An 18,132-nucleotide genomic window follows, 5' to 3' on the forward strand; every position below is an offset into this window, starting at 1 on the left:
CGCGGCGCCATGCCATGCGCGCGGGCGCCCGGCCAACGGTCGCCGTCGTCATGCGGCGAAGGCCTTGCGGATCTGCTCCAGCACGTCCTTGGCGCTGGCCGGGATCGGCGTGCCGGGACCGTACACGCCCTTGACGCCCGCCTCGTAGAGGAAGTCGTAGTCCTGCACCGGGATCACGCCGCCCACGAAGACGATGATGTCGTCTGCGCCCTGGTCCTTGAGCGACTGGATGATGGCCGGCACCAGCGTCTTGTGCCCCGCCGCCAGGGTGGAGACCCCCACGGCGTGCACGTCGTTCTCGATGGCCTGGCGCGCGCATTCCTCGGGGGTCTGGAAGAGCGGACCCATGTCCACGTCGAACCCCAGGTCGGCGAAGGCCGTGGCCACCACCTTGGCGCCGCGGTCGTGCCCGTCCTGGCCGAGCTTGGCGATCATCACGCGCGGGCGGCGGCCTTCGGCCTCGGCAAACTCGGTGATCTCGGCCTTGAGCTGCTCCCAGCCTTCGGCCGAGTCGTAGGCGGCGGCATACACGCCCGTCACCTTCTGCGTGTCGGCGCGGTGGCGGCCATAGACCTTCTCCAGCGCGTCGGACACCTCGCCCACCGTGGCGCGCAGGCGCATCGCCTGGATGGCCAGGTCGAGCAGGTTGCCTTGGCCGCTCTCCGCCGCGGCCGTGAGCGCGTCCAGCGCCTGCTGCACCAGCGCGGCGTCGCGCTTTTCGCGGATGGCTTTCAGGCGCGCGATCTGCCCGTCGCGCACCTTCACGTTGTCGATCTGCAGGATGTCGACCGGGTCTTCCTTGTGCAGCTTGTACTTGTTGACGCCCACGATCACGTCCTTGCCGGAATCGATGCGCGCCTGCTTCTCGGCGGCCGCGGCCTCGATCTTGAGCTTGGCCCAGCCGCTGTCCACCGCCTGGGTCATGCCGCCCATGGCTTCGACCTCTTCGATGATGGTCCACGCGGCATCGGCCATGTCCTGCGTGAGCTTTTCCATCATGTAACTGCCGGCCCAGGGGTCGATCACGCTGGTGATGTGGGTCTCTTCCTGGATGATGAGCTGCGTGTTGCGGGCGATGCGGGCCGAGAACTCGGTGGGGAGCGCGATGGCTTCGTCCAGCGCGTTGGTGTGCAGGCTCTGCGTGCCGCCGAACACCGCGGCCATGGCCTCGATGGTGGTGCGCACCACGTTGTTGTAGGGGTCCTGCTCGGTCAGGCTCCAGCCGCTGGTCTGGCAGTGGGTGCGCAGCATCAGACTCTTGGGGTTCTTGGCGCCGGTGGCCTTCATGATGCGGCACCACAGCAGGCGCGCGGCGCGCATCTTGGCCACCTCCAGGTAGAAGTTCATGCCGATCGCCCAGAAGAACGACAGGCGCCCGGCGAACTCGTCCACGTCCAGCCCCGAGGCGATGGCCGTCTTCACGTACTCCTTGCCGTCGGCCAGGGTGAAGGCCAGCTCCAGCGCCTGGTTGGCGCCCGCCTCCTGCATGTGGTAGCCGCTGATGGAGATGGAATTGAACTTCGGCATGTTCCGCGCCGTGTAGCCGATGATGTCGCCGATGATGCGCATCGAGGGCTTGGGCGGGTAGATGTAGGTATTGCGCACCATGAACTCTTTCAGAATGTCGTTCTGAATGGTTCCCGAGAGCTTGTCCTGGCTCACGCCCTGCTCTTCCGCGGCCACCACGTAGCCGGCCAGCACGGGCAGCACGGCGCCGTTCATCGTCATGGAGACGCTCACCTTGTCCAGCGGAATCTGGTCGAAGAGGATCTTCATGTCCTCCACCGAATCGATCGCCACGCCGGCCTTGCCCACGTCGCCCGTGACGCGCGGGTGGTCGCTGTCGTAGCCGCGGTGCGTGGCCAGGTCGAACGCCACGCTGACCCCCTGCCCGCCGGCGGCCAGCGCCTTGCGGTAGAAGGCGTTGGATTCCTCGGCCGTGGAAAAGCCCGCGTACTGGCGGATCGTCCAGGGCCGCACCGCGTACATCGTGGCCTGCGGCCCGCGCAGGTACGGCTCGAACCCCGGCAGCGTGTTGGCGTAGGGCAGGTTCGCCGTGTCCTCGGCCGTGTAGAGCGGCTTGACCGTGATGCCGTCGGGCGTCACCCAGTTCAGCGCCGCGACATCGCCACCGGGGGCCGACTTGGCGGCCGCCCGGGTCCACGCGGCGAGGTCTGCGGGGGCGAAAGAGGGGAATGGGGTGTTGCTGCTCATATCTGGGAAGGCTTCACGGGTGGCGAGAAAAGCGCGGTGGCGCTGCAACGATTTGGCACAGTGAAGCGAGTCTAACCCAATCTGTAATTATTAATTTATAGTTTTTCTGCGGTACATTCCCGCCATGTCAGCCGCCACCCTCACCCCCCGCGCCCTCTACGAAGAGGTGGCGGAGCAACTGCGCCAGCGCATCTTCCGGCGCGAACTGCAGCCCGGCAGCTGGATCGACGAACTGCGCATCGCCGAGGAGTTCGGCATCAGCCGCACGCCACTGCGCGAGGCCCTCAAGGTACTCGCGGCCGAAGGGCTGGTCACGATGAAGGTGCGCCGCGGCGCCTACGTGACCGAGGTGTCCGACAAGGACCTGCGCGACGTGTACCACCTGCTGGCGCTGCTGGAAAGCGATGCGGCCGGCGTGGTCGCCGCCAGCGCCACCGCCGAGCAACTTCGCGAGCTGGAAGGACTGCACCGCGAACTGGCCGCCAGCGTGGACGACCGCGAGCGCTTCTTCGCGGTGAACGAGCGCTTTCACATGCGGGTGCTGGAACTGGCCGACAACCGCTGGCGCAACCAGATGGTGGCCGACCTGCGCAAGGTGATGAAGCTCAACCGTCACAACTCGCTGCTCAAGCAGGGCCGCATCGATGAATCGCTGCGCGAGCACGGCCGGGTGCTGGCCGCGCTGCAGGCGCACGACGCACAGGCCGCCGCCTGCGCCATGCGCGAGCACTTCGCCAACGGACTGCAGGCCGCCGCCTGAGCCGCGCCGCGGCCCGTGGGCCGCACCCCCTGAGACATCCGGCGCTTGCCCCGCGGGGATATCGCCTTCATGATGCACCTGTCCATAAACGATGGCACCGCGCGCGTGCGGTAGCCGTCCCTCACGGCCACGGCCGATGACACACGGGAGGAGCTTGCATGCTGGAGCGGTTTTTCTTGCTGGGAGAGTCCCCTGCCGACCTGCTGGTGGCGCAGCACGATCCGTGGCTGGTGCTGCTGTCGGTGGCGGTGGCCGTGGCCACGTCGACCCTTGCCCTGCACCTGGCGGGGCAAGCCCGGCTGACCCACGAACCGGTGCACCGCACGATGGCCCTGGCCACCTCCGCCGTCGCGCTGGGGGCGGGCATCTGGGCCATGCACTTCATCGGCATGCTGGCCTTCACCCTGTGCGTGGCGGTGCGCTACGACGTGGGCATCACCCTCCTGTCGATGCTGCCGGGCCTGGCCGCCTCCTGGGTGGCGCTGAACGTGCTGGTCCGTCAGCAAGTCACCGGGCGGCAGTTGGCCATGGGCGGACTGCTCGTGGGCGCGGGCATCGGCGCCATGCACTACGCCGGCATGGAAGCCCTGCGCATGGCACCGGACCTGCGCTACGACCCGGCCTGGTTCGCCGCATCGATCGTGGTGGCGGTCGTCCTGGCCGTGCTGGCGCTGTGGGTGCGTTTCACGGTGCACCAGCGCAGCGGCATGTCCAACTGGCAGGCCAACCTGCTGTCGGGCAGCATCATGGGCATGGCGATCTCGGGCATGCACTACACCGCCATGGCGGCCGCCCGCTTCGTCGGGCAGGCCGACCCGGAACTACAGGACAGCCACGCCTGGACGCAGGCGCTCGCGGTAACGGTGGCGCTGGTGACGGCCGGGGTGGGGATCTTCGCGGGCGTGTCCAACGGACTGATCCGCTACCGCGACATGTACCGCAAGGTGCGCCGCAGCGAATCGCGCCTGCGCGCACTGGTGGACACGGCGGTGGACGGCATCATCACCATCGACCATGAAGGCAAGATGCAAAGCTACAACCGCTCTGCCGAGCGCATCTTCGGCTGGCCGCCCACCGACGTGCTGGGCCGCAACATCCGCATGCTCATGCCGCAGCCCGACAGCGCCGCCCACGACGGCTACCTGCGCCGCTACCTGGAGACCGGCGAGGCGCGCATCATCGGCACGGGCCGCGAGGTGCTGGGGCTGCACCGCGACGGCAGCACCTTCCCGCTGCGGCTGGCCATCGGGCGCGCCGATGCGCCGGGGGGGCCGATGTTCGTGGGGTTCGTCACCGACCTGCGCGGCGTGAAGGAAGCAGAGATGCGGCTGGGCATCGCCGCCAGCGTGTTCGCGCACAGCTACGAAGCAGTGCTCATCCTGGACGCCGAGCGTGCCATCGTGGATGCCAATCCCGCCTTCGAGCGGATGATGGGCGAGTCCCGCACCGAAGTCCTCGGCCGCCACGTGCAGACGCTCTACGCCGCCGCGCCCCACCCCGACTTTCCTGGCGTATGGCATGCCGTGCAGGCCCAGGGCTACTGGCAGGGGGAACTGCTCGGGCGCAGCCCGCAGGGAGCCGTGCCGCAGCGCGTGTCCATCGCGGCGGTGCTGGGCGACGAAGGCTACCCGCACCACTACATCGTGGTCATCAGCGACATCACCCAGATCAAGGCGCACGAGCAGGAGCTGGAACACATCGCGCTGTACGACAGCCTCACCGGCCTGCCCAACCGGCGTCTGCTCGCCGACCGGATGGTGCTGGCGATCGCCCATGCGCAACGGCACCGCGAACTGCTGGCCGTGTGCTACCTCGACCTCGACGGCTTCAAGCGCGTGAACGACCAGCACGGCCATGCCGCTGGCGACCAGTTGCTCGTCGAGGTGGGCCGCCGCATCCAGTCGCATCTGCGCGCCGAGGACACGCTGGCGCGCCTGGGCGGCGACGAGATGGTGCTGCTGATCGGCGGGCTGCAATCCCCCGACGACTGCGCGCCCCTGCTGGAGCGGGTGTTGCAGGCCGTGCACCAGCCCGTGCCGCTGCCGCGCGGCCAGGGCTTCGTCTCGGCCAGCATCGGGCTGAGCATCTACCCGCTGGACGGCGACACCCCCGACCTGCTGCTGCGCCAGGCCGACCACGCCATGTACGAGGCCAAGCAGAACGGCAAGAACCACTGCCGCCGGTTCGCGGGTGCCGAACCCATGGTGCAGGCGCCGCTGCATGGGCCTGGCCGCTAGGTGCCGAGCGCCTCGGGCCGTGGTGGAGGCGCCTGCACCTGTTGCGCCGCGGCGCCGAAGAGTTGCTCCAGGTCCGACGGATGCATGGCCGATGCGATCACGGGCTGCCACTGGGGCAGCTCGTGGTTGGCGGACAGATTGATCCGGTCCGCCCAGCGGTCCTGGTAGGTGACGACCTGGGGATTGCCTGCCGCGGAATAGGTCCCCGGCCGTGGCGACGCCACCCAGCCCGGGTGGTGCATGAGCATCGGCATGGACTGGATCGGGTCCAGCGACCGGGTGAACTGGCGCAGCGCGAAGGCCATGCCCCCTGCGGTCTTCGGCGCGACGTAGCGCTGCGCGACGGCCTCCATCCCCAGGCGCGGCGGGTTGAAGGCATAGGTGCTGACCTTGCCGCGCGCGCCGTTGGCGTCCAGGAAATGCGCGATGTCGAAGCTGGCCAGCGTGGCCACCGCCGCGCCCAGGCTGTGGCCCACCACCGAAACCGACAGCGTCTTGCCGCTGTCCCGCGCCATGCCGGCATAACGCATCAGCAGGCCGGCCAAATCCAGCCCGTTGGCGCGCGGCGCCAGCGCCTCGGCATGCCACCGCTCCTGCCAACCGCTGCCCACCTGCCCTAGGTCAGGCAGGCCCGAGTCCAGCGGATTGGCATGGGGCCGGGGAATCTGCGACTTGAGGTCGCACATCAGATCGTCGCGGTCTTCCATGCGTGTGCCGGCAAACCCCAGCACGACGGCAAGGACCTGCGGGTGCTCCAGGTGGTCCCAGCATTTGGTGGCCGCGCTGGACTGGCCGGCCGCGAAACGCATGCCGCCCCGGCTGGTGATCTCGTCGAAATCCACGGTGTACGCCTGCCCCGCGAAATCCCGCATGCCCTCCAGCACCGCCCGCTGCAGGGCCTGCGTGGTCCTGGACGGCAGGCCACGGGCACTGCCGGCCTGCGGCAGATCGACCGCCCAAAGGGCCTCTGCGATGTCGACCGAAGCCATGTCGACGGCCACCGGGGCCGCCGGACGGGCCCGAATCGCCTCGGAGCCCGGTGAGAGGCGCGGCGGCCGTTGAACGGCCAACCCGTGCAACGGCCCTGCCGTGCTGTGCCGCATCGGGACGCGCACCGGGACACCGGCCGGATGGCCTGGCCGGCTGGGCGCGCCCGCCGAATGCGGCGGTGCCGTCGCTGGAAGGGGCTGTCGGAAAAATGCCGTGGTCATAGATCAGAGGTGCGCGGGTGATGCACGCGGGCGAGGGCTGGGCGCAGACCCTGGCACCGGCGCATGGAATGGGGGTGGAAACCGAGGCCTGTATTGCACTGCGCACGCCGCGGTCCGGCGTGACCGTGGGCGAACCGATATGCTGCCCCGCGAACCACTTAGTCCTATCCGTCCCCGCCCCATCTTCGCCCCGGTTCAGGCGGCCGCCACCCCTTCAGCCTGCGCCAGCGCGTGATCGCGATAGGCCCGGCCGAAGCGATTGCCCAGAAAGTCCCCGAGCGCGATCTGCTCCTGCCGGATGAACCCCGACTGCGGCAACCGCCCCTGCACCACCAGATCCAGCGCCGCGCAGATGCTGGCCGCCGTGGTCAGCTGGATAGCATTCAGCGCATGCCTGCCCACCGTGGCGCCGACGATGCGTGCCGAATAGGCATCCTGCACCAACCGCCCGCCGCGCAGGCCCGATGCACTGGCGAAGACCACGATCACGTCCTGCTCGGTGGCCGGAATGGCGGCCTCGAAAATGTCCTTGAGCAGGTCACGCCGGTCGCGCAGGCGCAGGTCGTTCAGCAGCAGCTTCAGGATGGCGCAGTGCCCCGGATAGCGGATCGACTGGTAGTCCATGCGGCGGGCCCGGCCGGCCCAGGTTTCGGGCAGGGTGCCCAGCCCGCCCGAAGTGTTGAAGGCCTCGTACTCCACTCCGTCGAGCGCGAAGGTCTCCAGCCCGTCCAGCGCCGCCACGGTGGTGGGCTGGCCGTCCACGATGGCTTCGCAGGGGTTGCAGTATTCGTTGATGAGGCCTTCGGTGCTCCACGTCAGGTTGTAGCGCAGCGCGCCCAGCGGGTAGCGCGGCAACGCGCCCACGCGCATGCGCAGGTCGTGCAGCGTGTCGAAGCGCTGCGCCAGATCGTTGCCCACCACGCCGATGAAGCCCGGTGCCAGTCCGCACTGCGGCATCAGCACGCTGCGGGCGTCCTGCGCCAGGGCGCGGATCGCCTGCGTGCTGCGCACGTCTTCGGTCAGGTCGAAATAATGCACCCCGTGGCGGGCGCACAGCGTGGCCACCGGCACGGCGCGGTGGAACGGCAACGCATTCAATACGGCGAACTGCCCCGTGACGGCCGCCTCCAGGGCGCCATCGTCCTGCAGCAGCACGGTGCCGACGCCAATCGCCGCCGCCCGGGCCAGCGCCTCGGGATCCCGGTCGGCCACGGTGATCCGGTATTCGCCCACCTCCTGCAGCAGCACGGCCATGGCAAAACCGATGTGGCCCGCGCCCAGGATGGCGATGCGATGGGTCGATGGGGTGGAAGGCATGGCGGTCTCCTCAAGGGGGTTGTGACGAAGGGATGAATGCAGCCATGCTAGGCGCTGATGCTGTCGATGTGTAGCGTGCAAAACGTCACATTTGCTCAAAATATTCGCCGAACCGGCGAAAATGCCTGACGCATTCGCGCTCCCTGCTCCAAAGGACCCGCCATGGCCACCGAAATGGACGATACCGATCGCCGCCTGCTCAGCCTGCTGCAGGCCAACGCGCGCGAAAGCACCGCGCTGCTCGCCCGCCGCCTGGGCCTGGCGCGCACCACCGTCGTCGCGCGCATCGCCCGGTTGGAGCGCGAAGGCATCGTGGCCGGCTACGGCGTGCGGCTGGGCGCGCCGCTGCAGGCGCAGGCCGTGCGCGCCTGGTGCAGCCTGAGCGTGCTGCCCAAGGCCTCACCGGCGGTGCTGCGCATGCTCGGTGCGCTGCCGGAGGTGGAAGAGGTCTCGGCCGTGAGCGGCGCGTTCGACTACCTCGTGTTCCTGCGCTGCACCAGCCATGAACAGCTCGATGCGCTGCTCGATCGCATCGGCCAGTTGGAGGGCGTGCACCAGACGCAGACCAGCATCGTGCTCAGCCGCAAGATCGACCGGCGGGGCGCCGGCGACTGAAGGCGCTGCCGTTTTGCTCCTGATTGCATAGCAACACAGGCAATCAATCCGCCGGCATGGGCACATTTCCCTTCGAATCCGTCTTCCTGGGTCCGATGGGATAATGCGCCCTGCCTTTCCCCCTGCTCTTTCTCGCCCGCCTGCCGCTTTTTTCTGCCCGTGCCCATGTCCAACGCACCCCACAGTCCCTGGCGCCTGTCCGTCGCGCCCATGATGGACTGGACCGACCGCCACTGCCGCTACCTGCACCGCCTGCTGAGCCGCCATGCACTGCTTTACACCGAGATGGTGACCACCGGCGCGCTGATCCATGGCGACGTGGAGCGGCACCTGCGCTTCAACGCCGAGGAGCACCCGGTGGCCCTGCAACTGGGCGGCAGCGAGCCGGCCGATCTCGCCCAGGCCGCGCGACTGGGTGCGCAGTGGGGTTACGGCGAGATCAACCTCAACTGCGGCTGCCCCAGCGAGCGGGTGCAGCGCGGCGCTTTCGGCGCCTGCCTGATGAACGAGCCGCAACTGGTGGCCGACGGCGTGAAGGCCATGGTCGATGTGGTGGACGTGCCGGTCACGGTCAAGCACCGCATCGGCATCGACCAGAGCGAGGACTACGGCTTCGTGCGCGACTTCATCGGCACCGTGGCGGATGCGGGCTGCAACGTGTTCATCGTCCATGCGCGCAACGCCTGGCTCAAGGGCCTGTCGCCCAAGGAAAACCGCGAGATCCCGCCGCTGCGATACGACGTGGTGCAGCGCCTGAAGGCTGATTTTCCGCACCTCACCATCGCCTTGAACGGCGGCCTGGCCACCGACGAGGCCGTGGCCGATGCGCTGGGCCGGGTCGATGGCGCCATGGTGGGGCGTGAGGCGTACCACAACCCCTGGTGGCTCGCGCGCTGGGACGCGCTCTATTTCGGCGCCGCTGACAACGCCCTCACACGCGAGGGGGTCGAGGCCGCCATGGTGGACTACATGGCGCGCGAGGCGGCGCTGCATGGCACCCACTGGTATTCGATCGCCCGCCACATGCTGGGGCTGCGCCACGGCCTGCCGGGCGCGCGGCGCTGGCGGCAGGTGTGGAGCGACCATCGGTTGAAGGGCCTGCCCGCGCATGAGGTGATGGCCCTGGCGCAGGCGCCGCTGCGCGGCGTGTCTTCGGACGCCCCGGCTGCCCTGGACACCTCAGCCGAACTGGTGGCCACGCGGTAAATCCGGTCGTCACGGGCCGGCGGCGTTCCGGGCACCGGGCCCGGGCAATGCAGTTGGACTACGATGGCGGCTCGGACGGTGGCCCGCCCTGGAGGCCATCGCCCTCAAGCACCGTTTCTTTTGCCCATGCCCTCGCTCGATTTCTCCCGGGAAGAAAAAGGCTTCGAAGCCGCCTATGCCCAGGAACTGCCTGCGCTGCAGTACGCCTGCGCCTCCTACATGGCGCTGCTGCAGGCCATCCTCTCGCGCACGCCCCACCTGGACATCACCAAGGTCGAGGGGCGTGTGAAGGACCGCCGCGAATGCGTGAACAAGTTCTCGCGCAAATACCGCGCGGCGCTGGAAGAAAGCAACACCCCCTACGAGATCCGCCCCTACATCACCGACCTGATCGGCGTGCGGGTGGTGTGCCTGTACGAGGATGAGCTGGAAAAGGTGGCGCAGGCCGTGCGATCGCACTTCGACGTGATCGACGTGACCGACAAGGTGACGGCGGTGGAAAGCACCGAGGACTCCTTCGGCTACAAGGGCCTGCACCTGGACCTGCGGCTGACGCCGACCCAGGCAGCCCTGGCCGAACACGCGGCCTATGCCCACCAGCCGTTCGAGCTGCAGGTGCGAACGATCATCCAGGACTCCTGGAGCGTGCTGGACCACAAGATCAAGTACAAAAAATCGATCCCCGGGCAGCTCAAGCGGCGCATCAACGTGCTGTCGGCCCTGTTCGAGCTGGCCGACCGCGAGTTCCTGCAGATCCGCGATGCGACCGAGGCCGAACTGCGGCAGGCGCCCGACGAAACCGCCGAGCCCGACGACGACACCGACCTGGAGTCGGCCCCCGCCGAGAAGGCGCAGGCGCCGGGCAGCGAGCTCAATGCGTTCACGTTCCTCAAGATCGCGAACCACTTCTTCAAGGACCAGGACTTCGAGCCGCACAAGGTGGACTTGTTCGTGGAGGACATCCGCGCGTGGTCGCCCACCATCACACGCGCTCGCTTCAATACCCTGATGCGGGCCACCATCGGCACCGTCAAACGCTACAAGCAGCACTTCGAGGACCACAACCCGCAGGGCAGCTTCAATGCCTACACCGTCATCCGGCACTGCCTTTACCTGGGCGACCGCACCACGTTCCGCCGGGCCCTGCGCAACAGTTCGCGCGAGGCCTTCGAGGCGTGGCTGAAAGAACACGCCTGACGACGCGTTCCGGCACCGACCACTAAAGCAGCCCTCAGCGCAATCATCACTAGGGCATATTGCTATATTTTTAATAGCAAACAAACAGCCTTCCGTCACGCGACAATTGTTTCCATTTGTCGCATAGGTGACTCGTTGTCAGTACTTTCACGCCATACAGGGGTTGCGTTGTACTGCTATATTGCACTGCAACATATCCGGAGTTTCGCGCCAAATGCTTTACAACATCTACGAAACCCAGCGTTCGCTCATGGAGCCGTTCGCGGACTTTGCCCAGACCGCGTCCAAGCTCTACAGCAACCCCGTGTCCCCCTTCAGCCAGACGGTCTTCGCCCAGCGCATGTCGGCGGGCTACGATCTGCTGTACCGCCTGGGCAAGGATTACGAGAAGCCGGTGTTCGGCATCCACACCGTCAGCGTGAAGGGCACGGATGTCGCCATCCACGAACGGGTGGAGATCGACAAGCCCTTTTGCGAGCTGCGCCGCTTCAAGCGCTTCTCGGACGACCCCGCCACCCTCACCCACATCAAGCAGCAGCCCGCCGTGCTGATCGTGGCGCCGTTGTCGGGCCACTACGCCACGCTGCTGCGCGACACCGTGCGCACCATGCTGCAGGGCCACAAGGTCTACATCACCGACTGGAAGAATGCCCGCCTCGTGCCGCTGGCCGACGGCGCCTTCCATCTGGATGACTATGTGAACTACGTGCAGGAGTTCATCCGCCACCTGCAGTCGCGCTACGGCAACTGCCACGTGGTCAGCGTGTGCCAGCCCACGGTGCCGGTGCTGGCCGCCGTGTCGCTCATGGCCAGCCGCGGCGAGACCACGCCGCTGTCCATGACCATGATGGGCGGCCCCATCGACGCGCGCAAATCCCCCACCGCGGTGAACAACCTGGCCACGAACCGCAGCTACGAGTGGTTCGAGAACAACGTGATCTACCGCGTGCCCGACAGCTTCCCCGGCGCGGGCCGGCGCGTGTACCCCGGCTTCCTGCAGCACACGGGCTTCGTGGCGATGAACCCCGACCGCCACGCCACCAGCCACTACGACTACTTCAAGGACCTCATCAAGGGCGACGACGCCAGCGCCGAGGCCCACCGCAAGTTCTACGACGAATACAACGCCGTGCTGGACATGGACGCGGACTACTACCTGGAGACCATCAAGACCGTCTTCCAGGACTACAGCCTCGTGCACGGCACCTGGGATGTGCGCGCCCCTGAAGGCCAGCCCGAGCGCGTGCGCCCGCAGGACATCCACACCACCGCCCTGCTCACCGTCGAAGGCGAGCTGGACGACATCTCCGGCTCCGGCCAGACCGAGGCCGCGCACAGCCTGTGCACCGGCATCGCCCAGAAGAACCGCAGCCACTACGAAGTGAAGGGCGCGGGTCACTACGGCATCTTCAGCGGCCGCCGCTGGCGCGATCTGGTGTACCCCCAGGTGCGCGACTTCATCCTGGCCCATGAGCCCGCCCATGTGGCCGACACCGGCACCACGCCCCTGCCCAGCGACGACGCACCGCGCCGCCGCACCGGTGCTGCGGCGGCCGTGCACGCGGACACGGCCGGGCTGAAGGCCGCGGCCACCGCCGCCGCCAGCGCGCCGCGCGCCAAGCGCGCGCCCCGCAAGGCTTGACCCCCGCCGCGGACGCCGTCCGCGCGCTCGCGGCGCGCATCGACGCGGTGCTGCCGCAGACGCAGTGCACCCGCTGCGGCTACCCCGATTGCGCGGCCTATGCCCTGGCGGTCGCCACGGCCGAGGCTGGCATCAACCAATGCCCGCCCGGTGGCGCCGAGGGCGTGGAACGCCTGGCCGCCCTCACGCAGCGGCCGGTGCAGCCGCTCTCGCCGGACCACGGTACCGAAGGGCCGCGCGCCGTGGCGTTCATCGACGAGGCCTGGTGCATCGGCTGCACGCTGTGCCTCAAGGCCTGCCCCACGGACGCGATCCTGGGGGCCAACAAGCAGATGCACACAGTGATCGAGGACCATTGCACGGGCTGCGAACTGTGCATTCCCGTGTGCCCGGTCGATTGCATCGTGCTGGAGAACGCCAGCGGCAGCGCGACGGGTTGGGCCGCCTGGTCCGCGGCACAGGCCGGGCACGCCAGGGACCGCTACGCGGCCCGCACGTGGCGGCTGGACCGCGACGCGCAGGCAGCACCCGCCTCGCTGCCGACCCCGGAGCCCGCTACGGCCTCAGCCGACGCAGGGGCGGCCTCATCCTCGGCGCCGCCCGGAGATGCCAAGCAGGCCGCCATCGCCGCCGCCATGGCGCGGGCCCGCGCCAGGCGTTCCGCCGGCTGACGCGAGCGCCGGCAACGCTGGCTCGCCGCCCTTTTCTCCTGCGGGTGGAAGCGCCCGACCAGGATCAGGCCGCAGCGATAAGCGACTTGTAGACGCCGCAGCCCAGGTAGATCTCCCCGGCCTTGCACACGAACGACATCTTGGTCTGCACCCGGCCGGTGGCCGGGTTGGTGATGTTGTACTCCACCCACCCCGGCCCCTGCTCGGCCTGGCCCGCGATGGACGCCATCAGCGCCGCACCGTCGATGCCGGGAATGTCCTGCACGCGGGACCCGACCTTGGCCGGATTGCCACCGAAGGCCAGGTAGGTGCCGTCCGGACGCAGCGCGAACACATACATGTCCCGGTCATGGAAGGGCTGGGCCGGGTCCGTCAGCGTGCGCAGCAGGCTGGCCTGCGGCGCCGTGCGCGCCAGGGCCGCAGCCCGCTCCACCAGCGCCTTGGCCTCGTCGGCCGTGCCCTGCTGCAGGCGGAACGACATCACCGCGCGCGAGAGCGTGGAGGCCCGGTGTTCCAGCGCCTCGGCCTGGTGCACGGCCTGGCCCACCATCTGGGCGTTGCGCTGGGTGATCTGGTCGAGCTGCTGCACGGCGGCGCTGATTTCGCTGAGGCCGGTGCTCTGTTCGGCGCTGGAGGCCGAGATCTCGCTCACGTTGGCGGCCACGCTGCGCACGCCGCCCGCCATCTCGGCGATGCCCGAGCCCGCCGCCCGGATCAGCTGCGCGCTGGTCTCCACCTGGCGCACCGAGTCGCCGATGAGGTCGCGGATCTCGCGCGCCGCCGCGCCCGATCGCCCGGCCAGCGAGCGCACTTCCGACGCCACCACGGCGAATCCCCGGCCCTGCTCACCCGCGCGGGCCGCCTCCACCGCCGCGTTCAGCGCCAGGATGTTGGTCTGGAAGGCAATGCCGTCGATCACCGCCGTGATCTCGGCCATGCGGCTGGCCCCCTGCTGGATGGCCTCGACCGACTGCACCGCCCGGCCCATGGCCTGCGCTCCCGCATCGGCCGAGGTGCGCACCTGGGCCGCCTGCTGGTCCGCCGAGCGGGCGGTTTCGGCGTTCTGCTGCACGGCGGAGGACAGTTGTTCGACGCTCGCGGCGGTCTGCTCCAGATTGGCCGCCTGCTGCTCGGTGCGCTCAGCCAGCGCCCGGTTGTCCGCGGCCAGGCTCTCGCCGGCATGCGCCACCAGCGCGGCATTGCTGCGGATGTCGGCCACCATCGACGACAGCATGAGCACCATGCGCTCCAGCAGGCCACCCAGTCGGGCCATTTCGTCCTGCCCCGCGATGCGCGGCCGCGCCCCCAGGTCGCCGCGCGCCGCGCTGTCCATGGCATGGGCCAGCACCGCGAGATCGTCCGCCATGCCGCGGTGCATCGCCGCCGCCAGGTAGGCGACCAGGACGCTTCCGGCAGCGAACCACCACCACCGGCCCTGTGTGGCCAGCGCCACGGCCAGCATCGATGCCAACGCGGTGCCCGACAGCAGCGCCATCTTGGCGGGCAACGCCAGGCGGCGCATCAGCCGCACGCCCGGTCCCATTGGCGAAAATGAACCCATTCCGATGTCTCCCCAAGCGCTTTTAGTGCGCGAATGCTAGAGGCTGCGACTTACGCACGATTGACACACGCCAAGCGCGAAACGGTGCTTAGGGCGACGAACACGGTGCGCGCCGGCCCGCCACCACCGCTCTGCCCGAGCCGTCCCCGGGCCACTGCCGCTGGGCGCGTGCCCGGCGGAAGACCGCGCTCCATCCACCATAATGGCGGCCCATGAATCCCCTGCTCTCCCACCTGCAGCCCTACCCATTCGAGCGGCTGCGACAGCTCTTCGCGGGGGTCACGCCCCCGGCGTCGCACCGCGCCATCAGCCTCGGCATGGGGGAACCCCGCCACCCCACGCCCGCCTTCATCAAGGAAGCGCTCACCCAAAGCCTGTCGGGCCTGGCCAGCTACCCCGCCACGGCCGGCGAGCCGCGCCTTCGCCAGGCCTGCGCCGACTGGATGCAGCGGCGCTACGGCCTGGCGGTGGACGCAGCCACCCAGGTGCTGCCCATCAACGGATCGCGCGAGGCGCTGTTCGCCTTCGCGCAGACCATCATCGACCCAACGCGCGCGGGCGCAACGGTGGTTTGCCCCAATCCCTTCTATCAAATCTACGAAGGCGCGGCGCTGCTGTCGGGCGCCACGCCCTATTACGCGCCCAGCGACCCGGCCCGCAACTTCGCCGTGGACTGGGACAGCGTGCCCGAGAGCGTCTGGCAGAACACGCAGTTGCTCTTCGTGTGCTCCCCCGGCAACCCCACGGGAGCGGTCATGCCGCTGGCCGAATGGCAAAAGCTCTTCGAGCTGAGCGACCGCCACGGCTTCGTCATCGCCTCGGACGAGTGCTACAGCGAGATCTACTTCCAGGGCGAGCCGCCGCTGGGCGGGCTGGAGGCCGCGGCCCAGCTCGGCCGCGCCGACTTCCGCAACCTGATCGCCTTCACCAGCCTGTCCAAGCGCAGCAACGTGCCCGGCCTGCGCAGCGGCTTCGTGGCGGGCGATGCCCGGCTGATCCAGGCCTTCCTGCTCTACCGCACCTACCATGGCAGCGCCATGGGCCCGGCCGTGCAGGGCGCGAGCATCGCGGCCTGGAACGACGAGCAGCACGTGGACGAGAACCGCGCGCTCTACCGCCGCAAGTTCGAAGAAGTCACGCCGCTGCTGGCCCGCGTGATGGACGTGGCGCTGCCCGACGCGGGCTTCTACCTCTGGGCCCGCGTGCCCGACGCCCTGGGCCTGACCGATGCGCAGTTCGCCCGCGAACTGCTCGCTCAATACAATGTGACGGTGCTGCCCGGCAGCTACCTCGCCCGCGAGGCCGGCGGCGTCAACCCCGGCGCGCAACGCATCCGCATGGCCCTGGTGGCCGAAGCCGAAGAATGCGTGGAGGCAGCCCAGCGCATCGTGCAATTCATCCAATCCCATCCCTGAACCGACCCATGACCCAACAACTTCAGACCCTCATCGACAACGCCTGGGACAACCGCGCCAGCCTCTCGCCCGCCGCGGCCCCCAAGGAGGTGCAGGATGCCGTGGAACACGTGATCGCCGAGCTGAACAACGGCAAGCTGCGCGTGGCCACGCGCGAAGGCGTGGGCCAGTGGACGGTGCACCAGTGGATCAAGAAGGCCGTGCTGCTGTCGTTCCGCCTTAAGGACAACGAAATCATGAAGGCCGGCGAGTTGGGCTTCTACGACAAGGTGCCCACGAAGTTCGGCCACCTGTCGGCCCAGGAAATGGCCGCCACCGGCGTGCGCGTGGTGCCCCCCGCCGTGGCGCGCCGCGGCAGCTACATCGCCAAGGGCGCCATCCTGATGCCCAGCTACGTGAACATCGGCGCCTACGTGGACGAAGGTACCATGGTCGATACCTGGGCCACCGTTGGCAGCTGTGCCCAGGTGGGCAAGAACGTCCACCTGTCCGGTGGCGTGGGGCTGGGCGGCGTGCTGGAGCCGCTGCAGGCCAACCCGACCATCATCGAGGACAACTGCTTCATCGGCGCGCGCTCGGAAATCGTCGAAGGCGTGATCGTGGAAGAGAACTCCGTCATCTCGATGGGCGTGTACATCGGCCAGAGCACCCCCATCTACGATCGCGCCACCGGCGAGACCAGCTTCGGCCGCGTGCCGGCCGGCTCGGTCGTGGTGAGCGGCAACCTGCCCAAGGACAATGGCCGCTACAGCATGTACGCCGCGATCATCGTCAAGAAGGTGGATGCCAAGACCCGCTCCACCACCAGCCTGAACGACCTGCTGCGCGACTGACCGCACCGCACGCCGCACCGCCCCAGATCCGATCCGCCCACCCGCGACCCGCACCCCGACGAACGAAAGAGCAATCCCCATGAGCACGATGGAACGGATTCTTCGACTGATGGCCGAAAAGCGGGCGTCGGACGTGTACCTGTCGGCCAACGCGCCGGCGCTGATCAAGATCAACGGCGAGTGCGTGCCGATCAACAGCCAGGTGCTGCCGGCAGACGCGCCGAAGAACCTGCTGGCCGAGATCGTCCCGCCCGACCGCATCGAGGAACTGGAAGAAACCGGCGAACTCAACATGGGCGTGCCGCTCACCGGCGTCGGGCGATTTCGCGTGAGCGCCATGCGCCAGCGCGGCAGCTACGCGGTGGTGATCCGCTTCATCGCACAGCACATTCCGCCGCTGGCCTCGCTGAACCTGCCGCCGGTGCTGAGCGACCTCATCCTGGAAAAGCGCGGTCTGCTGCTGGTCGTGGGGGCCACGGGCTCAGGCAAGAGCACCACGCTCGCCTCGATGATCGACAGCCGCAACGAGCAGCTCACCGGCCATATCCTGACCGTGGAAGACCCGGTGGAATACCAGTTCCGCAACAAGAAGTCGATCGTGAACCAGCGCGAGATCGGCGCCGACACGCAGTCGCTGCAGACCGCCCTGAAAAACGCCCTGCGCCAGGCGCCCGACGTGATCCTGATCGGCGAAATCCGCGACCGCGAGACCATGTCCGCCGCCATCGCCTACGCGCAGTCGGGGCACTTGTGCCTGGCCACCCTGCACGGCAACAACAGCTACCATGCGCTCAACCGGATTTTGAGTTTCTACCCCGTCGAGGTGCGCCCCACCATGCTGGGCGACCTGGGCTCGGCGCTCAAGGCCATCGTCTCGCAGCGCCTGGTGCGCACCCCGGCCGGCGATCGCGTACCCGCCGTCGAGGTCATGCTCAACACCAAGCTGGTGGGCGACCTGATCGAGAAGGGCGACTTCTCGGGCGTGCGCGAAGCCATGGAAAAGTCCATGGCCGAAGGCTCGCAGACGTTCGAGGAGGCGCTGGCCCAGCTCATCCTCGAAGGCCGCATCGACCGCAAGGAAGGCATGGCCTATGCCGACTCGCCCACCAACCTGATGTGGCGGCTGCAAAACGATTTCTCCCTGGCCTCCAAGAACGCCAAAGCCCAGAGCGAGGCCGCGCGGGAAGAGGAAGACCTGCCGTCCTTCACCGAGATCGTGCTGGACGTCAAGCCGTCCTGACCTGCCCCGCCCT

Annotated in this window: 14 protein-coding genes; 10 read left to right on the forward strand and 4 right to left on the reverse strand. The window is 68.4% G+C overall.

Annotation, left to right across the window (positions count from 1 at the left end; all coding sequences use genetic code 11):
• Nucleotides 1-48: 48 nt before the first annotated feature.
• The gene (gene scpA, locus AVMA1855_RS09915) at nt 49-2,214 is read right to left on the reverse strand and encodes a methylmalonyl-CoA mutase (RefSeq protein ID WP_284425581.1); all 2,166 of its coding nucleotides are present in this window, start codon (nt 2,212-2,214) and stop codon (nt 49-51) included.
• Nucleotides 2,215-2,338: 124 nt separating this feature from the next.
• Between scpA and AVMA1855_RS09920 the strand changes: the two genes are divergently transcribed.
• Together AVMA1855_RS09920 and AVMA1855_RS09925 are read left to right on the forward strand one after the other, a co-directional pair.
• Nucleotides 2,339-2,974: a GntR family transcriptional regulator gene (locus AVMA1855_RS09920; RefSeq protein WP_284399734.1), complete on the forward strand. Its 636-nt coding sequence runs from the start codon at nt 2,339-2,341 to the stop codon at nt 2,972-2,974.
• A 158-nt stretch (nt 2,975-3,132) separates the two neighbouring features.
• Entirely contained in the window at nt 3,133-5,211 is a 2,079-nt protein-coding gene (locus tag AVMA1855_RS09925) for a sensor domain-containing diguanylate cyclase (RefSeq protein WP_284425582.1), read from the forward strand.
• On the opposite strand, the gene xopAP is transcribed toward AVMA1855_RS09925, so the two are convergent.
• Together xopAP and AVMA1855_RS09935 are read right to left on the reverse strand one after the other, a co-directional pair.
• On the reverse strand, nt 5,208-6,200 hold the full coding sequence (xopAP, locus tag AVMA1855_RS09930) for a XopAP family type III secretion system effector (RefSeq protein ID WP_284425583.1): 993 nt from the start codon (nt 6,198-6,200) through the stop codon (nt 5,208-5,210). The two genes, AVMA1855_RS09925 and xopAP, sit on opposite strands and share 4 nt — an antisense overlap.
• A gap of 417 nt (nt 6,201-6,617) precedes the next feature.
• The gene (locus AVMA1855_RS09935; RefSeq protein WP_284425584.1) at nt 6,618-7,739 is read right to left on the reverse strand and encodes a saccharopine dehydrogenase family protein; all 1,122 of its coding nucleotides are present in this window, start codon (nt 7,737-7,739) and stop codon (nt 6,618-6,620) included.
• 162 nt (nt 7,740-7,901) lie between these two features.
• Here AVMA1855_RS09935 and AVMA1855_RS09940 point away from each other — a divergent pair, with 162 nt between their 5' ends.
• From AVMA1855_RS09940 to rsxB, 5 genes are all read left to right on the forward strand, one after another.
• Nucleotides 7,902-8,354 carry an Lrp/AsnC family transcriptional regulator gene (locus AVMA1855_RS09940; protein WP_272569505.1) on the forward strand — a complete coding sequence of 151 codons (453 nt, stop codon included), beginning with the start codon at nt 7,902-7,904 and terminating at the stop codon, nt 8,352-8,354.
• A 165-nt stretch (nt 8,355-8,519) separates the two neighbouring features.
• Entirely contained in the window at nt 8,520-9,560 is a 1,041-nt protein-coding gene (dusA, locus tag AVMA1855_RS09945; protein WP_284425585.1) for a tRNA dihydrouridine(20/20a) synthase DusA, read from the forward strand.
• A gap of 126 nt (nt 9,561-9,686) precedes the next feature.
• A complete protein-coding gene (locus tag AVMA1855_RS09950; protein WP_284425586.1) occupies nt 9,687-10,757 on the forward strand; it encodes a GTP pyrophosphokinase in 1,071 nt (356 codons plus the stop codon).
• Nucleotides 10,758-10,971: 214 nt separating this feature from the next.
• Entirely contained in the window at nt 10,972-12,399 is a 1,428-nt protein-coding gene (locus tag AVMA1855_RS09955; RefSeq protein WP_284399755.1) for a polyhydroxyalkanoate depolymerase, read from the forward strand.
• Entirely contained in the window at nt 12,396-13,070 is a 675-nt protein-coding gene (gene rsxB, locus AVMA1855_RS09960) for an electron transport complex subunit RsxB (protein ID WP_284425587.1), read from the forward strand. The genes AVMA1855_RS09955 and rsxB overlap by 4 nt, the downstream gene beginning before the upstream one ends.
• 64 nt (nt 13,071-13,134) lie before the next feature.
• On the opposite strand, the gene AVMA1855_RS09965 is transcribed toward rsxB, so the two are convergent.
• The gene (locus AVMA1855_RS09965; RefSeq protein ID WP_284399760.1) at nt 13,135-14,631 is read right to left on the reverse strand and encodes a methyl-accepting chemotaxis protein; all 1,497 of its coding nucleotides are present in this window, start codon (nt 14,629-14,631) and stop codon (nt 13,135-13,137) included.
• 212 nt (nt 14,632-14,843) lie between these two features.
• Between AVMA1855_RS09965 and dapC the strand changes: the two genes are divergently transcribed.
• From dapC to AVMA1855_RS09980, 3 genes are all read left to right on the forward strand, one after another.
• Complete coding sequence (gene dapC, locus AVMA1855_RS09970) at nt 14,844-16,046, forward strand: succinyldiaminopimelate transaminase (protein WP_284425588.1); 1,203 nt, start codon at nt 14,844-14,846, stop codon at nt 16,044-16,046.
• An 8-nt stretch (nt 16,047-16,054) separates the two neighbouring features.
• Nucleotides 16,055-16,879, forward strand: a complete 825-nt coding sequence (gene dapD, locus AVMA1855_RS09975) for a 2,3,4,5-tetrahydropyridine-2,6-dicarboxylate N-succinyltransferase (protein ID WP_272569511.1) — start codon at nt 16,055-16,057, stop codon at nt 16,877-16,879.
• A 79-nt stretch (nt 16,880-16,958) separates the two neighbouring features.
• Nucleotides 16,959-18,119: a PilT/PilU family type 4a pilus ATPase gene (locus AVMA1855_RS09980; protein WP_284425589.1), complete on the forward strand. Its 1,161-nt coding sequence runs from the start codon at nt 16,959-16,961 to the stop codon at nt 18,117-18,119.
• Nucleotides 18,120-18,132 lie beyond the last annotated feature (13 nt).

It is taken from the genome of Acidovorax sp. SUPP1855 (assembly GCF_030158955.1).
GTDB lineage: Bacteria > Pseudomonadota > Gammaproteobacteria > Burkholderiales > Burkholderiaceae_C > Paracidovorax.

Coding starts and splice junctions, on each gene's coding strand:
- dapC (WP_284425588.1), top strand. CDS start 14,844: ATGAATCCCCTGCTCTCCCACCTGCAGCCCTACCCATTCGAGCGGCTG.
- AVMA1855_RS09955 (WP_284399755.1), top strand. CDS start 10,972: ATGCTTTACAACATCTACGAAACCCAGCGTTCGCTCATGGAGCCGTTC.
- AVMA1855_RS09935 (WP_284425584.1), bottom strand. CDS start 7,739: ATGCCTTCCACCCCATCGACCCATCGCATCGCCATCCTGGGCGCGGGC.
- AVMA1855_RS09980 (WP_284425589.1), top strand. CDS start 16,959: ATGAGCACGATGGAACGGATTCTTCGACTGATGGCCGAAAAGCGGGCG.
- AVMA1855_RS09965 (WP_284399760.1), bottom strand. CDS start 14,631: ATGGGTTCATTTTCGCCAATGGGACCGGGCGTGCGGCTGATGCGCCGC.
- xopAP (WP_284425583.1), bottom strand. CDS start 6,200: ATGGCTTCGGTCGACATCGCAGAGGCCCTTTGGGCGGTCGATCTGCCG.
- AVMA1855_RS09940 (WP_272569505.1), top strand. CDS start 7,902: ATGGCCACCGAAATGGACGATACCGATCGCCGCCTGCTCAGCCTGCTG.
- scpA (WP_284425581.1), bottom strand. CDS start 2,214: ATGAGCAGCAACACCCCATTCCCCTCTTTCGCCCCCGCAGACCTCGCC.
- AVMA1855_RS09950 (WP_284425586.1), top strand. CDS start 9,687: ATGCCCTCGCTCGATTTCTCCCGGGAAGAAAAAGGCTTCGAAGCCGCC.
- AVMA1855_RS09920 (WP_284399734.1), top strand. CDS start 2,339: ATGTCAGCCGCCACCCTCACCCCCCGCGCCCTCTACGAAGAGGTGGCG.
- dusA (WP_284425585.1), top strand. CDS start 8,520: ATGTCCAACGCACCCCACAGTCCCTGGCGCCTGTCCGTCGCGCCCATG.
- dapD (WP_272569511.1), top strand. CDS start 16,055: ATGACCCAACAACTTCAGACCCTCATCGACAACGCCTGGGACAACCGC.
- AVMA1855_RS09925 (WP_284425582.1), top strand. CDS start 3,133: ATGCTGGAGCGGTTTTTCTTGCTGGGAGAGTCCCCTGCCGACCTGCTG.